This window comes from Imperialibacter sp. (genome assembly GCF_040222815.1).
In the GTDB taxonomy this organism is placed as follows: Bacteria; Bacteroidota; Bacteroidia; order Cytophagales; family Cyclobacteriaceae; genus Imperialibacter.
This window is the reverse complement of record NZ_JAVKCH010000039.1, coordinates 129,292-143,140: the sequence shown is the minus strand read 5'-3', so window position 1 is coordinate 143,140 and position 13,849 is coordinate 129,292. Positions and strand designations below refer to the sequence as shown.

Genomic DNA, 13,849 nt, shown 5'->3' with positions numbered 1-13,849 from the left:
AATCCCTACACCATCAACCTTCAGCCATTTCCAGTAACCCCTTCCTCACTCCATAGTAATCGCTACAGCTACTATAAACATACTCTGCTTCCTTTTGCACAATTCCAGCCTTCACAGGGTTCATATGTATGTATTGAAGCTTTACGTCGAAAAAATCACGAATAGTTATCTCCTCTCCATGATATCCCTCTTCCCAAAACCAAATTTTGTCGTCCTTTCGCAACAGCCACAGCAACCAGTTTTTGCGGCTTTCTCTATCATTCCGCTGAATGGCGGCATACACCTTACTGGCTGTATACTTCTTGAAATCCCTTATGATGCCGCTTAGCTTTTCTTTGTTGCTGCTAATGATCAAGTGGATGTGATTGGTCACTAGCACCCATCCGTATATCTGGAGTCCTTTCTCCTTCTGGCAGAACTTCAGGCTGTCTATCAATATATTCTTGTACTCCTCCCTCGTAAAAACGTCCACCCATTGGTGAACCGTAAAGGTGACAAAGTATTGACCATACAGATCTTTTATTCTGTATTCAAAGGCCATGAATTAAGATATGGAATTAGTTTTATTTTGGAGTATGCAGATCGGATTAAAATCCGTTTTAATTATTACTTCGGGTTTCTCGCTCAGCGATGGCCTACGGACCGTCCCGAAGAGCCTCGCACGCAGCATCACTTCTCCAGCGTCTTCATTAATTCCCGGGCTGCTGCGCCGCCAGCACGATTGGCGCCAATGGTTGAGGCAGAGGGGCCATAGCCGACCAGATGGATCCTGGGCTCTTTCGCCACCATGGTGGCCAGGCTTCCGGCCATCACAATGCCGCCCTCTTCTCTTGGCAGCACCGCATCCAGATGTGAGAGAGCACCTTTAAAGCCAGTATTCCACAAAATCACATCAGCTTTTTCTTCTCTGCCATCAGGCCACTTTACGCCTGTCTTGGTGATTTCGCTGAACATCGGGAAGCGGTTGAGCACACCTCGCTTTTTCATGTCAATAACAGCCGGCGACAGGGGCAGACCCGTTACCGACACCACCGACAGCGGCGGCAGGCCTTTCCGCACCCGTTCCTCCACCATGGCCACGGCATTGTGTCCCGCCACATCGTCAAAAGGCTCCTCCCTGAACTCCGGTGGTCGTCGGGTCACCCAGGTGGTAGTGGTCACTTTCGAAATCTGATCCAGCAGCTGAATAGCGGATATGCCGGCCCCTACTATCACAACATGTTTGCCCGTGAAATACTCAGCGCTCTTGAAATCCCTGGTATGCAGCTGCTCTCCCTCAAAAAGGTCTGCACCGGGATACTTCGGAATATAGGGGTTTTGCCAGGTGCCTGTGGCATTCACAAGGCCCAGCGCTGAGAACAGCGCAGTAGACGTATCGATATGCAGCCGGTCGTTGTGCCAGTACACCCTCTCCACCTTGAGCGGACGATATACCTGCAGACCAAACTTCTTTTCATACAACTCATAGTAGTGTGGCACCGCCACGCTGGCTCTCACCTCCGTAGCGTCGGTTTCCAGGCTGTCTTCAAACGACATGCCCGGCAGGTCGTGGATCCTGTTCACTGTGCTCAGGGTGAGCGAGGGCCAGCGAAACTGCCAGGCACCGCCGGGGCTGGGTGCTTCGTCGAGCACCACAAAATCCCGACCGGCTTCCAGCCCACGTCTCTTCAAATGATAAGCCGTGGAAAGCCCCGCCTGCCCTGCGCCTATGACCGCAATTTTAGTTTTGTAGCGAATTTTGTTAGCCATCCAAAACCTCTCATTAGCGCCATCCCAGCCCGGGAGCTACGTGTTCCAGAATAGAGGACAATACATGCACATTGTAGTCGACTCCCAGAGTGTTTGGGATTGCCAACAGAATGGTATCGGCCTCCTGGATAGCCTCATCTTTCGCCAGCTCTTTGATCAACTGGTCGGGTTCTGCCGCATAACTCCTTCCGAAGATGGCCTTCCTGTTACTTTCGATGAAGCCTATTTTATCAGTTCTGTCAGCCTCACGGCCAAAATAGTACCTGTCCTGTTCGTTGACCAGCGCAAAGATGGATCGGCTCACTGAAATCCTGGGCTCCCGCTGGTGTCCTGCCTCTTTCCATGCCTGCTTGTACAACCTGATTTGCTCAGCCTGCTGGATGTGAAAAGGCTTACCGCTTTCATCAAACTTCAGGGTGGAGCTTTGGAGGTTCATGCCCATTTTTCCCGCCCACGCTGCCGTGGCATCTGAGCCGGAACCCCACCAGATGCGGTCACGCAATCCTGCCGAAAAGGGTTCCAATCGCAGCAACCCAGGTGGGTTCGGAAACATAGGATTTGGATTCGGCCGGGCAAAGCCTTCGCCCTTCAGTCTTTCGTAAAACTCCAATCCCTTCCGGCGACCCATATCGGCATCGGACTCTCCCTCTTCTGGCTCATAGCCAAAGTGTCGCCACCCATCAATCACTTGTTCCGGGGAACCTCTGCTGATACCCAGTTGCAGCCTTCCCTCTGAGATCAGATCGGCAGCACTGGCGTCTTCCACCATATACAGCGGATTTTCGTACCGCATATCGATTACGCCTGTGCCGATCTCTATTTTACTTGTTTTGGCCCCAATAGCCGACAACAAAGGAAAAGGAGATGCCAGTTGCCTGGCGAAATGGTGCACCCGGAAATAAGCACCATCTATCCCAATTTCTTCCGCCGCTACCGCCAGGTCAATAGATTGCAGCAGTGTGTCACTTGCAGTTTTGGTGGCATACGCCGGATGGTTGTCCCAATGCCCAAATGATAAAAACCCAATTTTTTTCATGGTTCCCCCCAAGGGTTGAATATAATGTGTAAAGATAGTTAGCTGACTCCTGCTCCGAACAGAAAGCCCTGCTGCTTCATCTCAGCTAACCACAAACACTAAGAGAAGAAAATTGGTGCCATTACTTTCAATCAGTATAGTATCGACTCAGTAGAGTCCAAGCCAGCCCCTGCCGCAAGGGTCTCTCCCAGCCGGGCAGGCTTGTGGCTTTCACAAACTGGCGTCCGCCAACTCCCAAACAAAGCCTGTGCTACCCAGGGCTGAGCATGCTAACGCAGGTGTCGGTACGGCCAAATAGCCACGAGGCAGGAGCCGTCAGACACCGGTGAACCTCACTCCGGCGGCTGACGGCCCCAAGCGCACAATCCATTGCTGCCGTGCCGACGCCTGCCCTTTTTCCCCTTCACATTTTGGCTTTATTTCCATCAGTACGTAAGTTGCTTTCAGCACTAAACAGAAGCAGCCATGGCTAGCAAAAGGATATTTTTTACCGGGGGATCAGGAAAGGCAGGAAAGCACGTGGTGCCCTACCTTCTGAACCAGGGGCATAGGGTGATGAATGTAGACCTGGTGCCTTTGGATCATCCAGGGGTGGACAACCTGAAGGCTGACATCACAGATTCCGGACAAATGTTCAATGCCATGAGTTCGTATGCCGGGCTGGATGAACTGGAGCCCGGCAATGGCGTACCAAAGTTTGATGCTGTGGTGCATTTTGCAGCTGTGCCCAGGATCTTGATCAATCCAGATAGTGAAACTTTTCGTGTCAACACCATCGGCACCTACAATGTAATTGAAGCGGCTGTGAAGCTTGGCATAAAGAAGATTATCATTGCATCGTCGGAAACCACCTATGGTGTCTGTTTTTCAGATGGCAAAACCGACCCTCATGTATTGCCTTTGGAAGAAGACTATGACGTTGACCCCATGGATAGCTATGGATTGTCGAAGGTGGTCAATGAAAAAACAGCCCGCAGCTTCCAGCGACGATCCGGCTTTGATATTTACGCCCTTCGCATCGGTAATGTGATTGAGCCTCATGAATACACGGAACTGTTTCCTGGGTATTTCAAAAACCCAGAAGTGCGCCGCAGGAATGCCTTTTGTTATATTGATGCACGTGACCTGGGGCAGATTGTGGATTTATGTTTGAAAAAAGACGGCCTTGGTTATCAGGTTTTCAATGCCGGCAACGATCATAACGGCGCCGTTATCCGCAGCAAAGAATTGGCTGAACGGTTTTTCCCTGGCGTGCCCATTAGCTGTGAGTTGGGGGAGCACGAAGCGTTGTTTTCCAATCGCAAAATTCGTGAAGTGCTGGGCTTCAAAGAGCAACACAACTGGCGCAAATACGTGAAATGGGACTGATTGAGAGCTACTCCTCGACGTTCTCCGAAGGCATGGCCAACGCAGGTGCCGGCACGGCAAACTAGCCACCAGGCAGGAGCCGTCAGACACCAGTTTCTTCCCTCATCCGCCGGCTGACGGCCCCAAGCGCACAATCCATTGCTGCCGTGCCGAAGCCTACCGTTGAATCAGCCAGGCCTTTATATTTCCTCACATTTTGGGACTTAATTCTTGCCCTGCGCTCATTTACAATTTGCTCCGAATTTTGATTCAATGAACTAAGCACTGCTTGTGTTGCATGGAGTTCTTTGTTTTGCACAGCCCTTTTTTTGGGTCTTTTTATGGGCAGGCTTCGCAGGCCACAGGTCAATGCCTGGCTTTACATTTCCAGTTCTTTTGACTCCAGATCAGCATTGATCTTCTTAACAACTGCGTCAACCTCACTGGCCTGCTCTATCATTTTCTCCACAAGTGTATCAATCTTACCCCCAGACTCAAGCTTGTAAATGGCAGCAAGCCCCAGCAGTCGTGCCACAGGCCCCCTTAAATGATGTGCATTGGTATGGCTATAGGAAATCAGCATGTCGTTTTGCGCCTTAATTTTTGCCGTGCGCTCCCCCACCATCTGCTCCAGGTTTTTATTCAAAATACTGAGATCGTGCTGGGTCTTTTGAAGCTCTTCATTTTGTTGTGCTATCTCCGCTGCCTTTTTCTTCATCTCATTATTGGTATGTCGTAGGTGCTGGTGTATTCTGTCATAGTTCACTTTCAGCACGCCGCTGGGGTATGCGATGATGAGGTACAAAATCGAGTAGTTGATGGCAGCGGTAACAACGTCCGACACGTGATACAAAAACACAGTATTCAGCATAATAAAAGCAATACCATGCATGACCCACATGATTCGCCCCTTTAGCATCACTGAAAAGACAAAACCAATAATAATCACGGTGGCCAGGGTGATAGAAGGGCTGATTTGCATGAGCCGTTGGTAACATACCGCCGCCAAAGTAATGGACGTTAGAATTATTACCGCTGACGTTGGGTGCTTCTCTCTGACATGGTGAGCCACCAGGCAAGCAAGCAAAATAACCAGCGCAATACTAACACCAATGGTGTCTTCTGGAAAAAAGAAAAAGTTAGCAGCGAGAATCAAAGCCACGCCTACAACGCATGCTTTTAAGAGCGTATTGAGAAAAAAAGGTTCTATGTTTCGGCCTTCCATTATTGTACCTAAGCAGCTATTAGTTTCTTGCCAATTTTACAAAAGATTATTGGGCCAAGCTACCATTTTGTGTAGTTACGGGCACATAACCGTAGGCGGATTGATTCGTGATTTCAGCTGCTCCAACTTCTCAGAAAGCACATGAATGAACCGGTTTATACGTCCTGCACCACAAAAATGGCATTGTCGTTTAGGTCGTAGAAGCCAAATTCGTGCGTACCCCAGGGGGTGTTCATTCGCAATTTCTCTTTCGGGACCGTTCCCCGCTTCACAAACTCCTCAAAATAAGGCCTGATATCGGCGACAAAAATCTTCATAACAGAGCCGCCGGTAATAGGATCTTCCTCATTGCCATGATGGAACTGCAAATGGAACTCCAGGTTTTCTCTTCTTAACCCGGCGTATCCGTTATCACCAAAACAGTAACTAAACCCGGCGTACTTGTCATACCACTCTATGTCACGTTGTATGTCGAGTGAGGGAAGAACCGGGATGATACCTAAAGGTGAGGGTGTGGCAGCCATGGCTTTTCTTCTGATGTTACGCAAACTAATATACACATTGAAACCAATCATTTCGAGTGATTGCCCAATTGAGCCCCTTTAAAACGATATATCAGCTACTTCGCCTGCCGAGATTACTGCAGATAATTATAAAGTCTTATATTCCCCAATGAAACAGCCCCGACCACTACACATACCGTTACTGTGCATTTTGTCTCTTGCCACCATGTGCAGTCCACCGGCAGCAAACGAGGAAGCCAATGAAAACGTCTCCGATTCAGAAACCATAGCTCCGGAAGGGTTTAAGGCGCTGTTCAATGGTGTTGATTTGGAAGGCTGGTATACCGTGAGTGATGGAAATGGCCCCGATAGCCTGGAATTATTTTCGGCGGAAAATGGAACCATTCACGCCTACCCCAACCAACAGGCAGGTTCACTTCAGTCATTTGCCGGGTTAGTAACCAAAGAAGAATACGGCAGCTATATTCTTACATTTGATTTCAAATGGGGTGAGAAAAAGTTTGAACCCAGGACTAAAAATGTGAAAGACGCTGGCGTTCTGTTTCATATTTTCGACGAAACTGACTTTTGGCCCTATGGCGTAGAATGTCAAATTCAAGAAGGAGACCTTGGGGATTTATGGATCATTGGGGCAAGAGCCTCAGCCAGGGTGGATGCCTCTGAGCACTATGCCACCAATGGCGAACTCAAGACAAAGGGAGAAATTGAAAACAAATACCATCGCTTTTCCAGATCCTTTTCATGGGAAGTGCCGGGCTGGAACAAGGTAGAAGTTGAGGTAAACGGAGACCATGCCACCTTCACCATTAATGGCAAAGTGGTCAATGAGGCCATTGACATGAAGTACTGGGATGCTGAAAAAAATAGCTGGGAGCCACTCACCAAAGGAAAAATCCTATTGCAAGCAGAAGGCGCTGAGATTTTTTACCGAAATGTGTTTATCAAACCGCTGTGACCAGCGATGGGGTTTCACCTGATCCCCACATACCCCTCAGCTGCCTTGAAGAGCTTTTTGGAGTCGTAGCCGATACCATTTTTGAAAACAGTATTGAGCGATCTGATGGCGGTAATGTCCTTACTGATGTCTTTGTCCATGATCAGCAGGTCGGCGATTTTTCCCGGCTCGATGGTGCCAATAGAAGATGTCTGCTCCAGGTAGGTAGCGCCATGTAGTGTACATATTTTAATGGCTTCTGGAATCGTAAAGCCCATTTCCACAAACAGCTCCAACAGTCTCCTGTTGGCGTAACCCGCCACAATTCGTCCATCGTAAGTGGGATCGGTGCCTGCTACCAGCAAGCCACCTGCATCGTAAAAAGCTTTCTCCCACACCTTGGCTTTATTAAACGCCAGGTAATCGAGCGAGTCTCTGCCCTGCTTACTTGCCCAGCGCTTGTACACCTTTTCTTTAGCATTAGGAAACAAAGCATCGATGCCACCTCCAGGCACTACTTCCCGGCCTGTGTAGGGCTCAAACACATTGATGGTAGAGGTCAACGCCACTTTCTTGCTTACCAGGTGCGTTATCAGTTCGGTCACCTCCTTTGAATCGACCGGAATCGTCAACAAGGCCTTGCGCATTTCAAAGGGATCGCAAATATCAACTTGCTTACCTTTAGCAAAATCGCTGCAGGAGAAAAAACCATGCTCAAGGTTATCGATCCCAATATCAGCGGCTTCCCTGTAGGTAATGGAACAGATATGACCAGTGACTTTCAGGTTTCTGGCATGGGCAGCCTCTACGATGGCTTTTAAGTCTTCCCGGGTAATGAAATTGTACACCTTAATAGAGGTAATACCCATGTCGGCATAGTAGTTAACCGCCCTGGCGGCACCTTCAGGAGAGTCGATGGCGCCGAGCTCAAATATACCTACCCCCTCTCTGTCAATGTGCGGACTGGTCACATCCATTTTCGGACCTGGCACTTCTCCACGCCCAATGGCCTTCTTGATATTGAGGTCGGCCTGCGGCATGATGCTTCCGGCCGTTCTCATGCTGGTGACACCAGCGGCAAGGTAAAGCCTTGGGAAAGAGTAGCTCATTTGGTCCACCCCATAATTGGCATCTGGCGTTGTTTTCGGGTAAAACAAATGCTCATGTAGCATCACCATACCCGGCATGGCACTTTTCCCTTCCATATCGATGGCCGTGGCCCCTTTTGGCACCGGCAAATCAACGCCTACTTTTTCAATTTTATCCCCCACAATGAGTATATCATGATTGGCTTTGGCAGGGCCGCCCGTTCCATCCAAAAGTGTGAGGTTTTGCAGCAGATAAGAACCTCTTTCGTGGGTAACAAAAGCCTTCGTTTCGTCTGTTAGCTGATCTTGTGCAAATGAGCCAGAGCAAGTACAAATAATGACAAGGATTGTAGAAAATAGTCTTCTCATGGTCGGGAATTAGGTTGGCTAGCCTGCACGCTCACCCAGGTGAATGTACAGCACGTCCGAACTTACAAAAAAGTAGGCAAATCGTATTTCGATATTTCCTATCTTCGTCAATGATGACCCGACTGATCGCTTGTTTTCTTGTCGTTGTTTTCGTCCAATTGAAGGCCCATGGTCAGGACACTTATGCTATCCCCGATTCGGTTCACCGAATCGTCTTTCTGGGCAACAGCATTACTTACGCCGGGCAGTATGTGTCTTACATTGAAGCGTGCCTCGCCGTCACCTACCCCAACAGGAAGTTCGAGGTCATCAATGTAGGGCTACCCAGCGAAACAGTGTCGGGCCTTTCTGAACCTAACCACGCCGATGGCAAGTTTCCCCGGCCCGATTTGCACGAACGCCTTGCCAGGGTGTTGGTTCAAACCAAACCCGATCTGGTGTTTGCTTCCTACGGCATGAATGATGGCATTTATCTCCCTTTTGACGATGACCGCTTCCAGGCTTACCAAGACGGCATCGACTGGCTGCACACCGAAGTAGAAAAAGTCGGCGCCATCATTGTTCATCTCACACCCCCGGTATACGACGAGCGAAAGGGAGCAGCTTATGCCAATGTGCTGAATATTTATTCCGACTGGCTTATTAGCAATAAATACACAAAGGGGTGGAATGTGGCCGACGTGCATGAGCCCATGAAAAAGTACATGGAGGACAAGCGCATGACAGATCCTGAGTTCAAGTACGCAGCCGATGGTGTACACCCGGACAAGGCTGGCCATTGGATCATGGCCAAAGCGGTGCTTACCTACCTGGGACTGAACGAGATGGTCAAAGCTGACAACCCAGAGGAGGCCGTTTCTACGACCCGCAACGGTGTTAAAATCCTGCAGCTCATTGAAGACCGCCAGGCAATAATGAAGGACGCCTGGCTCACATCCACGGGTCATACCAGACCAGGAATGAACAAAGGAATGCCACTACCCGATGCGCAAAAAAAATATGCTTCAATTGCTGCCGAGATCAACAAATTCCTCCGCTAAAAACAGAAGACTCTATCTTTCACCAGCCAGCCGTTACCCTTTTGCCTCCTTGCATCAAACATCTTCTTTAAAGTGTCGAAAATCAAAGTGCCAGTGTGACTAAAATCACTGCGCCCCACTTAGTGAATCGCTAGCTTCACCTATCAATAAAAACAACAAGAGATATGGAAACTACAATGAATGAAGAAGTGGTGGCTATGCCACGCATCGGCGATAAAGCACCAGCGTTCAAAGCAAAAACTACCCAGGGTGATATCAACTTTCCCGTTGATTACCACGGCAAGTGGGTCATCCTTTTCAGCCATCCGGCCGATTTTACTCCTGTTTGCACATCAGAATTTATGACCTTTGCCACACTTGAAGAAAAGTTTGCCAAGGCAAACACACAACTGATTGGTTTATCGATTGATGGATTATACAGTCACATTGCCTGGCTCCGCACGATCAAAGACAAAATCGAATTCAAGGGAATGAAGAATGTGGATGTCAAATTCCCGCTCATTGAGGACATCACGATGAACGTAGCCAAAAAATACGGCATGATCATGCCCAATGAAAGCAGTACGCAGGCAGTTCGGGCGGTGTTCTTTATCGACCCCAAGGGCATGATTAGGGCTATCATCTACTACCCACTGAGCCTCGGCCGCAACTTTGACGAGCTTTACCGTGTGATCGTTGCCTTACAAACAGCCGATGAGTTTGCAGTGGCCACACCAGCCGACTGGAAGCCAGGTGACGATGTGATCATTTCGCCCGCAGGATCGTGCGGCGTAGCTAAAGACAGAATGGACGGCAATATCGAGGGTCTTGATTGCAAAGACTGGTTTTTCTGTACCAAAAAGCTCGACAAAGACATGGTGCTCGACAAGGTACTGAAAAAAGAAAAGGAACCTGTATTAGCGTAAGTAGGGACAACAAGTTAGTACGGTGGCTGCATTTCCCGGACAAAGTACCGGGAGGTGTAGCCTTTCTTTTTCAGCCGACCCAGGAAGGCCACAGCCATACTCAAAATAGAAACGGCAAGTGAGACATTAGCCCCAAATTCACTACCGATCACAAGCGCTCTCTAAAGCACCCCCTTCGTGCTAGGCAATTGATTCAGTGCATTGGCGTCTCTGCCTATAGCCATCTTGATGGCCCTCGCTAGCGCCTTAAAGGTTGCCTCTATCTTGTGGTGCTCGTTAGCGCCTTCCGCCTTAATGTTGATATTACTCAGCGAAGTATCAGAAAACGACTTAAAGAAGTGATAAAACATTTCCGTTGGCATATCGCCTACCATTTCACGCTTGTATTCTGCCTCCCACACCAGCCAGGGCCTTCCACCAAAGTCGATAGCAGCCTGAGCCAGGCAGTCGTCCATAGGCAGCATAAAGCCATAGCGGCTAATGCCTTTTTTGTCGCCAATAGCCTTGCGGAAAGCTTCCCCTAAAGCCAGCGCTGTGTCTTCAATCGTGTGGTGCTCGTCGATATGTAGGTCGCCCTTCACAGTTACTTCTAAATCACAGCCAGAGTGGCGCCCTAGCTGATCGAGCATGTGATCATAGAACCCCAGGCCTGTGTCCATCTTCGTTTGGCCCGTGCCATCGAGGTTGAGTTTTATCAATATATCGGTCTCTTTCGTGGTTCGTTTTACCTCAACCATCCTTGGCGGCAGCTTGAGGAAACGATAAATTTCATCCCAATCCGAAGTACTTAAAGCTGCATCTGGGTTTGACTCTCCTATAAAAATAGCTTTTGCACCGAGGTTCTTCGCTAGTTCCACATCCGTTTTACGGTCTCCTATCACATAGGAATTGGGCAGGTCGTAATCTTCGGTCAGGTATTGTGTAAGAAGTCCTGTGCGGGGCTTTCGGGTTGGGGCATTGTCCTTTTCGAAGGTTTTATCGATGTGGATGGCAGCGAAGTTGACCCCTTCGCCTTCCAGCGTTTCCAACATCTTGTTCTGCGCTGGCCAAAATGTATCTTCGGGAAAGCTGGCCGTACCTAATCCGTCTTGATTGGTCACCATCACAAGCTCGTAGTCGAGTTCTTCCGCTATCTTCCTAAGGTTGGAAATAGCACCAGGAATAAACTTCAGTTTCTCCAGCGAGTCTACCTGAAAGTCTTCAGGCGGCTCTACGATGATCGTGCCGTCCCTGTCTATGAACAATACCTTCTTCATTTCTTCAAATTAATTGACAAATGAGTCCTCCCGTACCAAAGCCAGGGCCTTTAGCAAAGCTTCGTTTTCAGCTCTCGTTCCTACCGTTATGCGCAGACAGCCGTGGCAGTGCATCACATTGCTTCGGTCTCTCACTATCACCTTCTGATCGATCAGAAACTGGTAAGTTTCCTTTGGTTTTGGCACTCTGATGAGCATAAAGTTAGCATCGCTGGGATAGATATGCTGCACAATAGGCAAGGCTGCGAGCTGATCTTCCAGCCAGCTTTTCTGCTCCAGGATATCGGCCACCATTTTTTCCTTGGCCAGCACATTGCCTAAAGCCTCTCTTACAATACTTTGCGTCGGCGCCGGTATATTATAAGGTGGCTTGATCCTGTTCAGGACAGTGACTATTTCAGGGCTGGCAAAAGCCATTCCCAGTCGAACACCAGCGAGCCCCCAGGCCTTGCTCAGTGTTTGCAACACTATGAGATTAGGAAACCGGTGCAGATGCGGTAAAAAGCCGGCATCAGGTGCAAAGTCAATATATGCCTCGTCGATGACAACGAGGTTAGGAAATTCGTGAAGCAAAGTGAAAAGGTCTTCTTTTCGAATCAGATTGCCTGTAGGGTTGTTGGGACTACAGAGGAACAGAATTTTCGTGTCCGAACCAGTGGCGCTTATGACTCCTTTTACATCGAGCTGAAAATTCTCGTTCAAAGGTACTTTCACAATTCCCACATCATTGATGCCGGCGCTCACCTCGTACATGCCATAAGTGGGGGGCACTGTGATCACCTTGTCTTTCCCTGGATCACAAAACGCCCTTATAAGCAAGTCGATAGGCTCGTCGCTGCCGTTGCCAAGGAAAATAGACTCGGCACCAATATTCTTGATTTTGGCAACCGCTTGTTTCACCTCCTGCTGGTAAGGATCCGGATAGCGGTTGTAAGCTTCCTTTACCCCAGCAGAACCGTAGGGATTTTCGTTGGCATCCAAAAAAACGCCCTCTTTACCAGTGTATTCATCCCTGGCGGAAGAATAGGACTTCAGGTTAACCAGGTGCTTACGAAGTAGCGAGTTAGGATCAAAGCTCATTGGTACCTTCTTTAATTTTCTGCAATCGAAGTGTTACCGCCATTTTGTGTGCATCGAGCTTTTCAGCTAAAGCCATCGCTTCAATGCTGGGGCCAAGCTGCTGCAATCCCTCCGGCGTAATTTTCTGGAATGTGACCTTTTTCACAAAGCTATCAACAGAAACACCCGCCATCGCCCTGGCCCAACCATTGGTAGGCAGCGTGTGATTCGTGCCCGACGCATAGTCTCCTGCCGACTCAGGTGTATAGTTGCCTATGAATACTGATCCTGCGTTCTCTACCATTTCGGCATATCTGTCCGCATCTTTCAACGCAAGAATAAGGTGCTCAGGGCCATACATATTAATATAGTCCATGGCAGTAGCTTTGTCTTCAAAATAGATGGTTCTGCTATTCTCCAAAGCTTTTGCTGCCATTGCTTTCCGGGGCAAAGTAGCCAGCTGACGTTCCACCTCCTGTGCCACGCTATCCACCATGCGTTTGCTGGAGGTAACTAATATCACCTGGCTATCGGCACCATGCTCAGCCTGCGACAGCAAATCGGCCGCCACAAACGACGGCTCTGCATGCTTGTCGGCAAACACCAACACCTCCGAAGGGCCAGCTGGCATGTCGATTGCCACCGTGTCACGGCTCACCATTTGCTTAGCCGCCGTCACATACTGGTTGCCGGGCCCAAATATTTTATCAACCTTCGGCACCGACTCCGTGCCGAACGCCATAGCGGCAATAGCCTGAGCTCCGCCAATCTTCAGTATCTTCTTTATACCTAGTAAGTGGGCCACGTACAATACTGTGGCATTCACCTGCCCCATGCTATCAGTGGGCGAAGCAATAATGATCTCTTTACAGCCAGCAATTTTTGCCGGAATACCAAGCATCAGGGCAGTAGAAAAGAGGGGTGCTGTGCCTCCGGGCACATACAGTCCAACCCTGTTTACTGGTATGCTCCTGCGTTGGCAGACCACACCCGGCATAGTCTCCACCGTTATAGGAGATTCCTTTTGCGCCAGATGGAATTTCTCAATATTTTCCTTTGCAACATGAATGGCTGCCTTCAGTTCATCCCCTACCTGATCAGCCGAGGCCAATAGCTCTTCCTCTGTTACAAAGAGGTCGTCCAGTTCAACATGATCATACTCAAGTGCAAACTTTCTCAAGGCCATATCGCCGTTGCGCTTCACCTTTTCCAATATTGGCTTCACCACCTTCTCAAGCCTTGCCGGATCCTGAGCGGGCCTGCTTGTTAGCTCAAGCCATTGCTTCCGGGGTGGTTCGTATATTAGTTGCATGGTCC

At 49.1% G+C, this 13,849-nt stretch carries 13 protein-coding genes; 4 read left to right on the top strand and 9 right to left on the bottom strand.

Annotated elements, in window-relative coordinates:
• Positions 1–13: 13 nt before the first annotated feature.
• The 3 genes from RIF36_RS19400 to RIF36_RS19390 all read right to left on the bottom strand — a co-directional run bounded on the left by RIF36_RS19400 (position 14) and on the right by RIF36_RS19390 (position 2,785).
• Positions 14–541, bottom strand: a complete 528-nt coding sequence (locus tag RIF36_RS19400) for an REP-associated tyrosine transposase (RefSeq protein WP_350129164.1) — start codon at positions 539–541, stop codon at positions 14–16.
• A gap of 128 nt (positions 542–669) precedes the next feature.
• Entirely contained in the window at positions 670–1,749 is a 1,080-nt protein-coding gene (locus tag RIF36_RS19395) for an FAD-dependent oxidoreductase (RefSeq protein WP_350129167.1), read from the bottom strand.
• Positions 1,750–1,762: 13 nt separating this feature from the next.
• Entirely contained in the window at positions 1,763–2,785 is a 1,023-nt protein-coding gene (locus RIF36_RS19390; RefSeq protein WP_350129170.1) for an LLM class flavin-dependent oxidoreductase, read from the bottom strand.
• A 465-nt stretch (positions 2,786–3,250) separates the two neighbouring features.
• On the opposite strand from RIF36_RS19390, the gene RIF36_RS19385 reads away from it, so the two are divergent.
• Positions 3,251–4,153: an NAD-dependent epimerase/dehydratase family protein gene (locus tag RIF36_RS19385; protein WP_350129173.1), complete on the top strand. Its 903-nt coding sequence runs from the start codon at positions 3,251–3,253 to the stop codon at positions 4,151–4,153.
• Between the two features lie 358 nt (positions 4,154–4,511).
• Here the strand turns inward: RIF36_RS19385 and RIF36_RS19380 are convergent, their stop codons facing one another.
• Positions 4,512–5,357 carry a hypothetical protein gene (locus tag RIF36_RS19380; RefSeq protein ID WP_350129176.1) on the bottom strand — a complete coding sequence of 282 codons (846 nt, stop codon included), beginning with the start codon at positions 5,355–5,357 and terminating at the stop codon, positions 4,512–4,514.
• 155 nt (positions 5,358–5,512) lie between these two features.
• Positions 5,513–5,932 (bottom strand): VOC family protein, encoded by a 420-nt coding sequence (locus tag RIF36_RS19375; RefSeq protein ID WP_350129179.1) that lies wholly within the window; start codon positions 5,930–5,932, stop codon positions 5,513–5,515.
• A 97-nt stretch (positions 5,933–6,029) separates the two neighbouring features.
• Between RIF36_RS19375 and RIF36_RS19370 the strand changes: the two genes are divergently transcribed.
• Positions 6,030–6,836, top strand: a complete 807-nt coding sequence (locus RIF36_RS19370) for a 3-keto-disaccharide hydrolase (protein ID WP_350069983.1) — start codon at positions 6,030–6,032, stop codon at positions 6,834–6,836.
• Between the two features lie 14 nt (positions 6,837–6,850).
• Here the strand turns inward: RIF36_RS19370 and RIF36_RS19365 are convergent, their stop codons facing one another.
• Positions 6,851–8,272, bottom strand: a complete 1,422-nt coding sequence (locus tag RIF36_RS19365; RefSeq protein ID WP_350149534.1) for an amidohydrolase family protein — start codon at positions 8,270–8,272, stop codon at positions 6,851–6,853.
• Between the two features lie 110 nt (positions 8,273–8,382).
• On the opposite strand from RIF36_RS19365, the gene RIF36_RS19360 reads away from it, so the two are divergent.
• Positions 8,383–9,312 (top strand): SGNH/GDSL hydrolase family protein, encoded by a 930-nt coding sequence (locus RIF36_RS19360; protein WP_350129185.1) that lies wholly within the window; start codon positions 8,383–8,385, stop codon positions 9,310–9,312.
• Positions 9,313–9,476: 164 nt separating this feature from the next.
• On the top strand, positions 9,477–10,217 hold the full coding sequence (locus RIF36_RS19355; RefSeq protein ID WP_350129188.1) for a peroxiredoxin: 741 nt from the start codon (positions 9,477–9,479) through the stop codon (positions 10,215–10,217).
• A gap of 161 nt (positions 10,218–10,378) precedes the next feature.
• Here RIF36_RS19355 and hisB read toward each other — a convergent pair whose 3' ends face one another.
• Genes hisB through hisD form a run of 3 tightly spaced genes read right to left on the bottom strand, consistent with a single transcriptional unit; the run spans position 10,379 to position 13,844 of the window.
• Positions 10,379–11,473: a bifunctional histidinol-phosphatase/imidazoleglycerol-phosphate dehydratase HisB gene (gene hisB, locus RIF36_RS19350; RefSeq protein WP_350129191.1), complete on the bottom strand. Its 1,095-nt coding sequence runs from the start codon at positions 11,471–11,473 to the stop codon at positions 10,379–10,381.
• A 9-nt stretch (positions 11,474–11,482) separates the two neighbouring features.
• On the bottom strand, positions 11,483–12,553 hold the full coding sequence (hisC, locus tag RIF36_RS19345) for a histidinol-phosphate transaminase (protein WP_350129194.1): 1,071 nt from the start codon (positions 12,551–12,553) through the stop codon (positions 11,483–11,485).
• Entirely contained in the window at positions 12,543–13,844 is a 1,302-nt protein-coding gene (gene hisD, locus RIF36_RS19340; RefSeq protein ID WP_350129196.1) for a histidinol dehydrogenase, read from the bottom strand. The genes hisC and hisD overlap by 11 nt, the downstream gene beginning before the upstream one ends.
• Between the last annotated feature and the right edge of the window lie 5 nt (positions 13,845–13,849).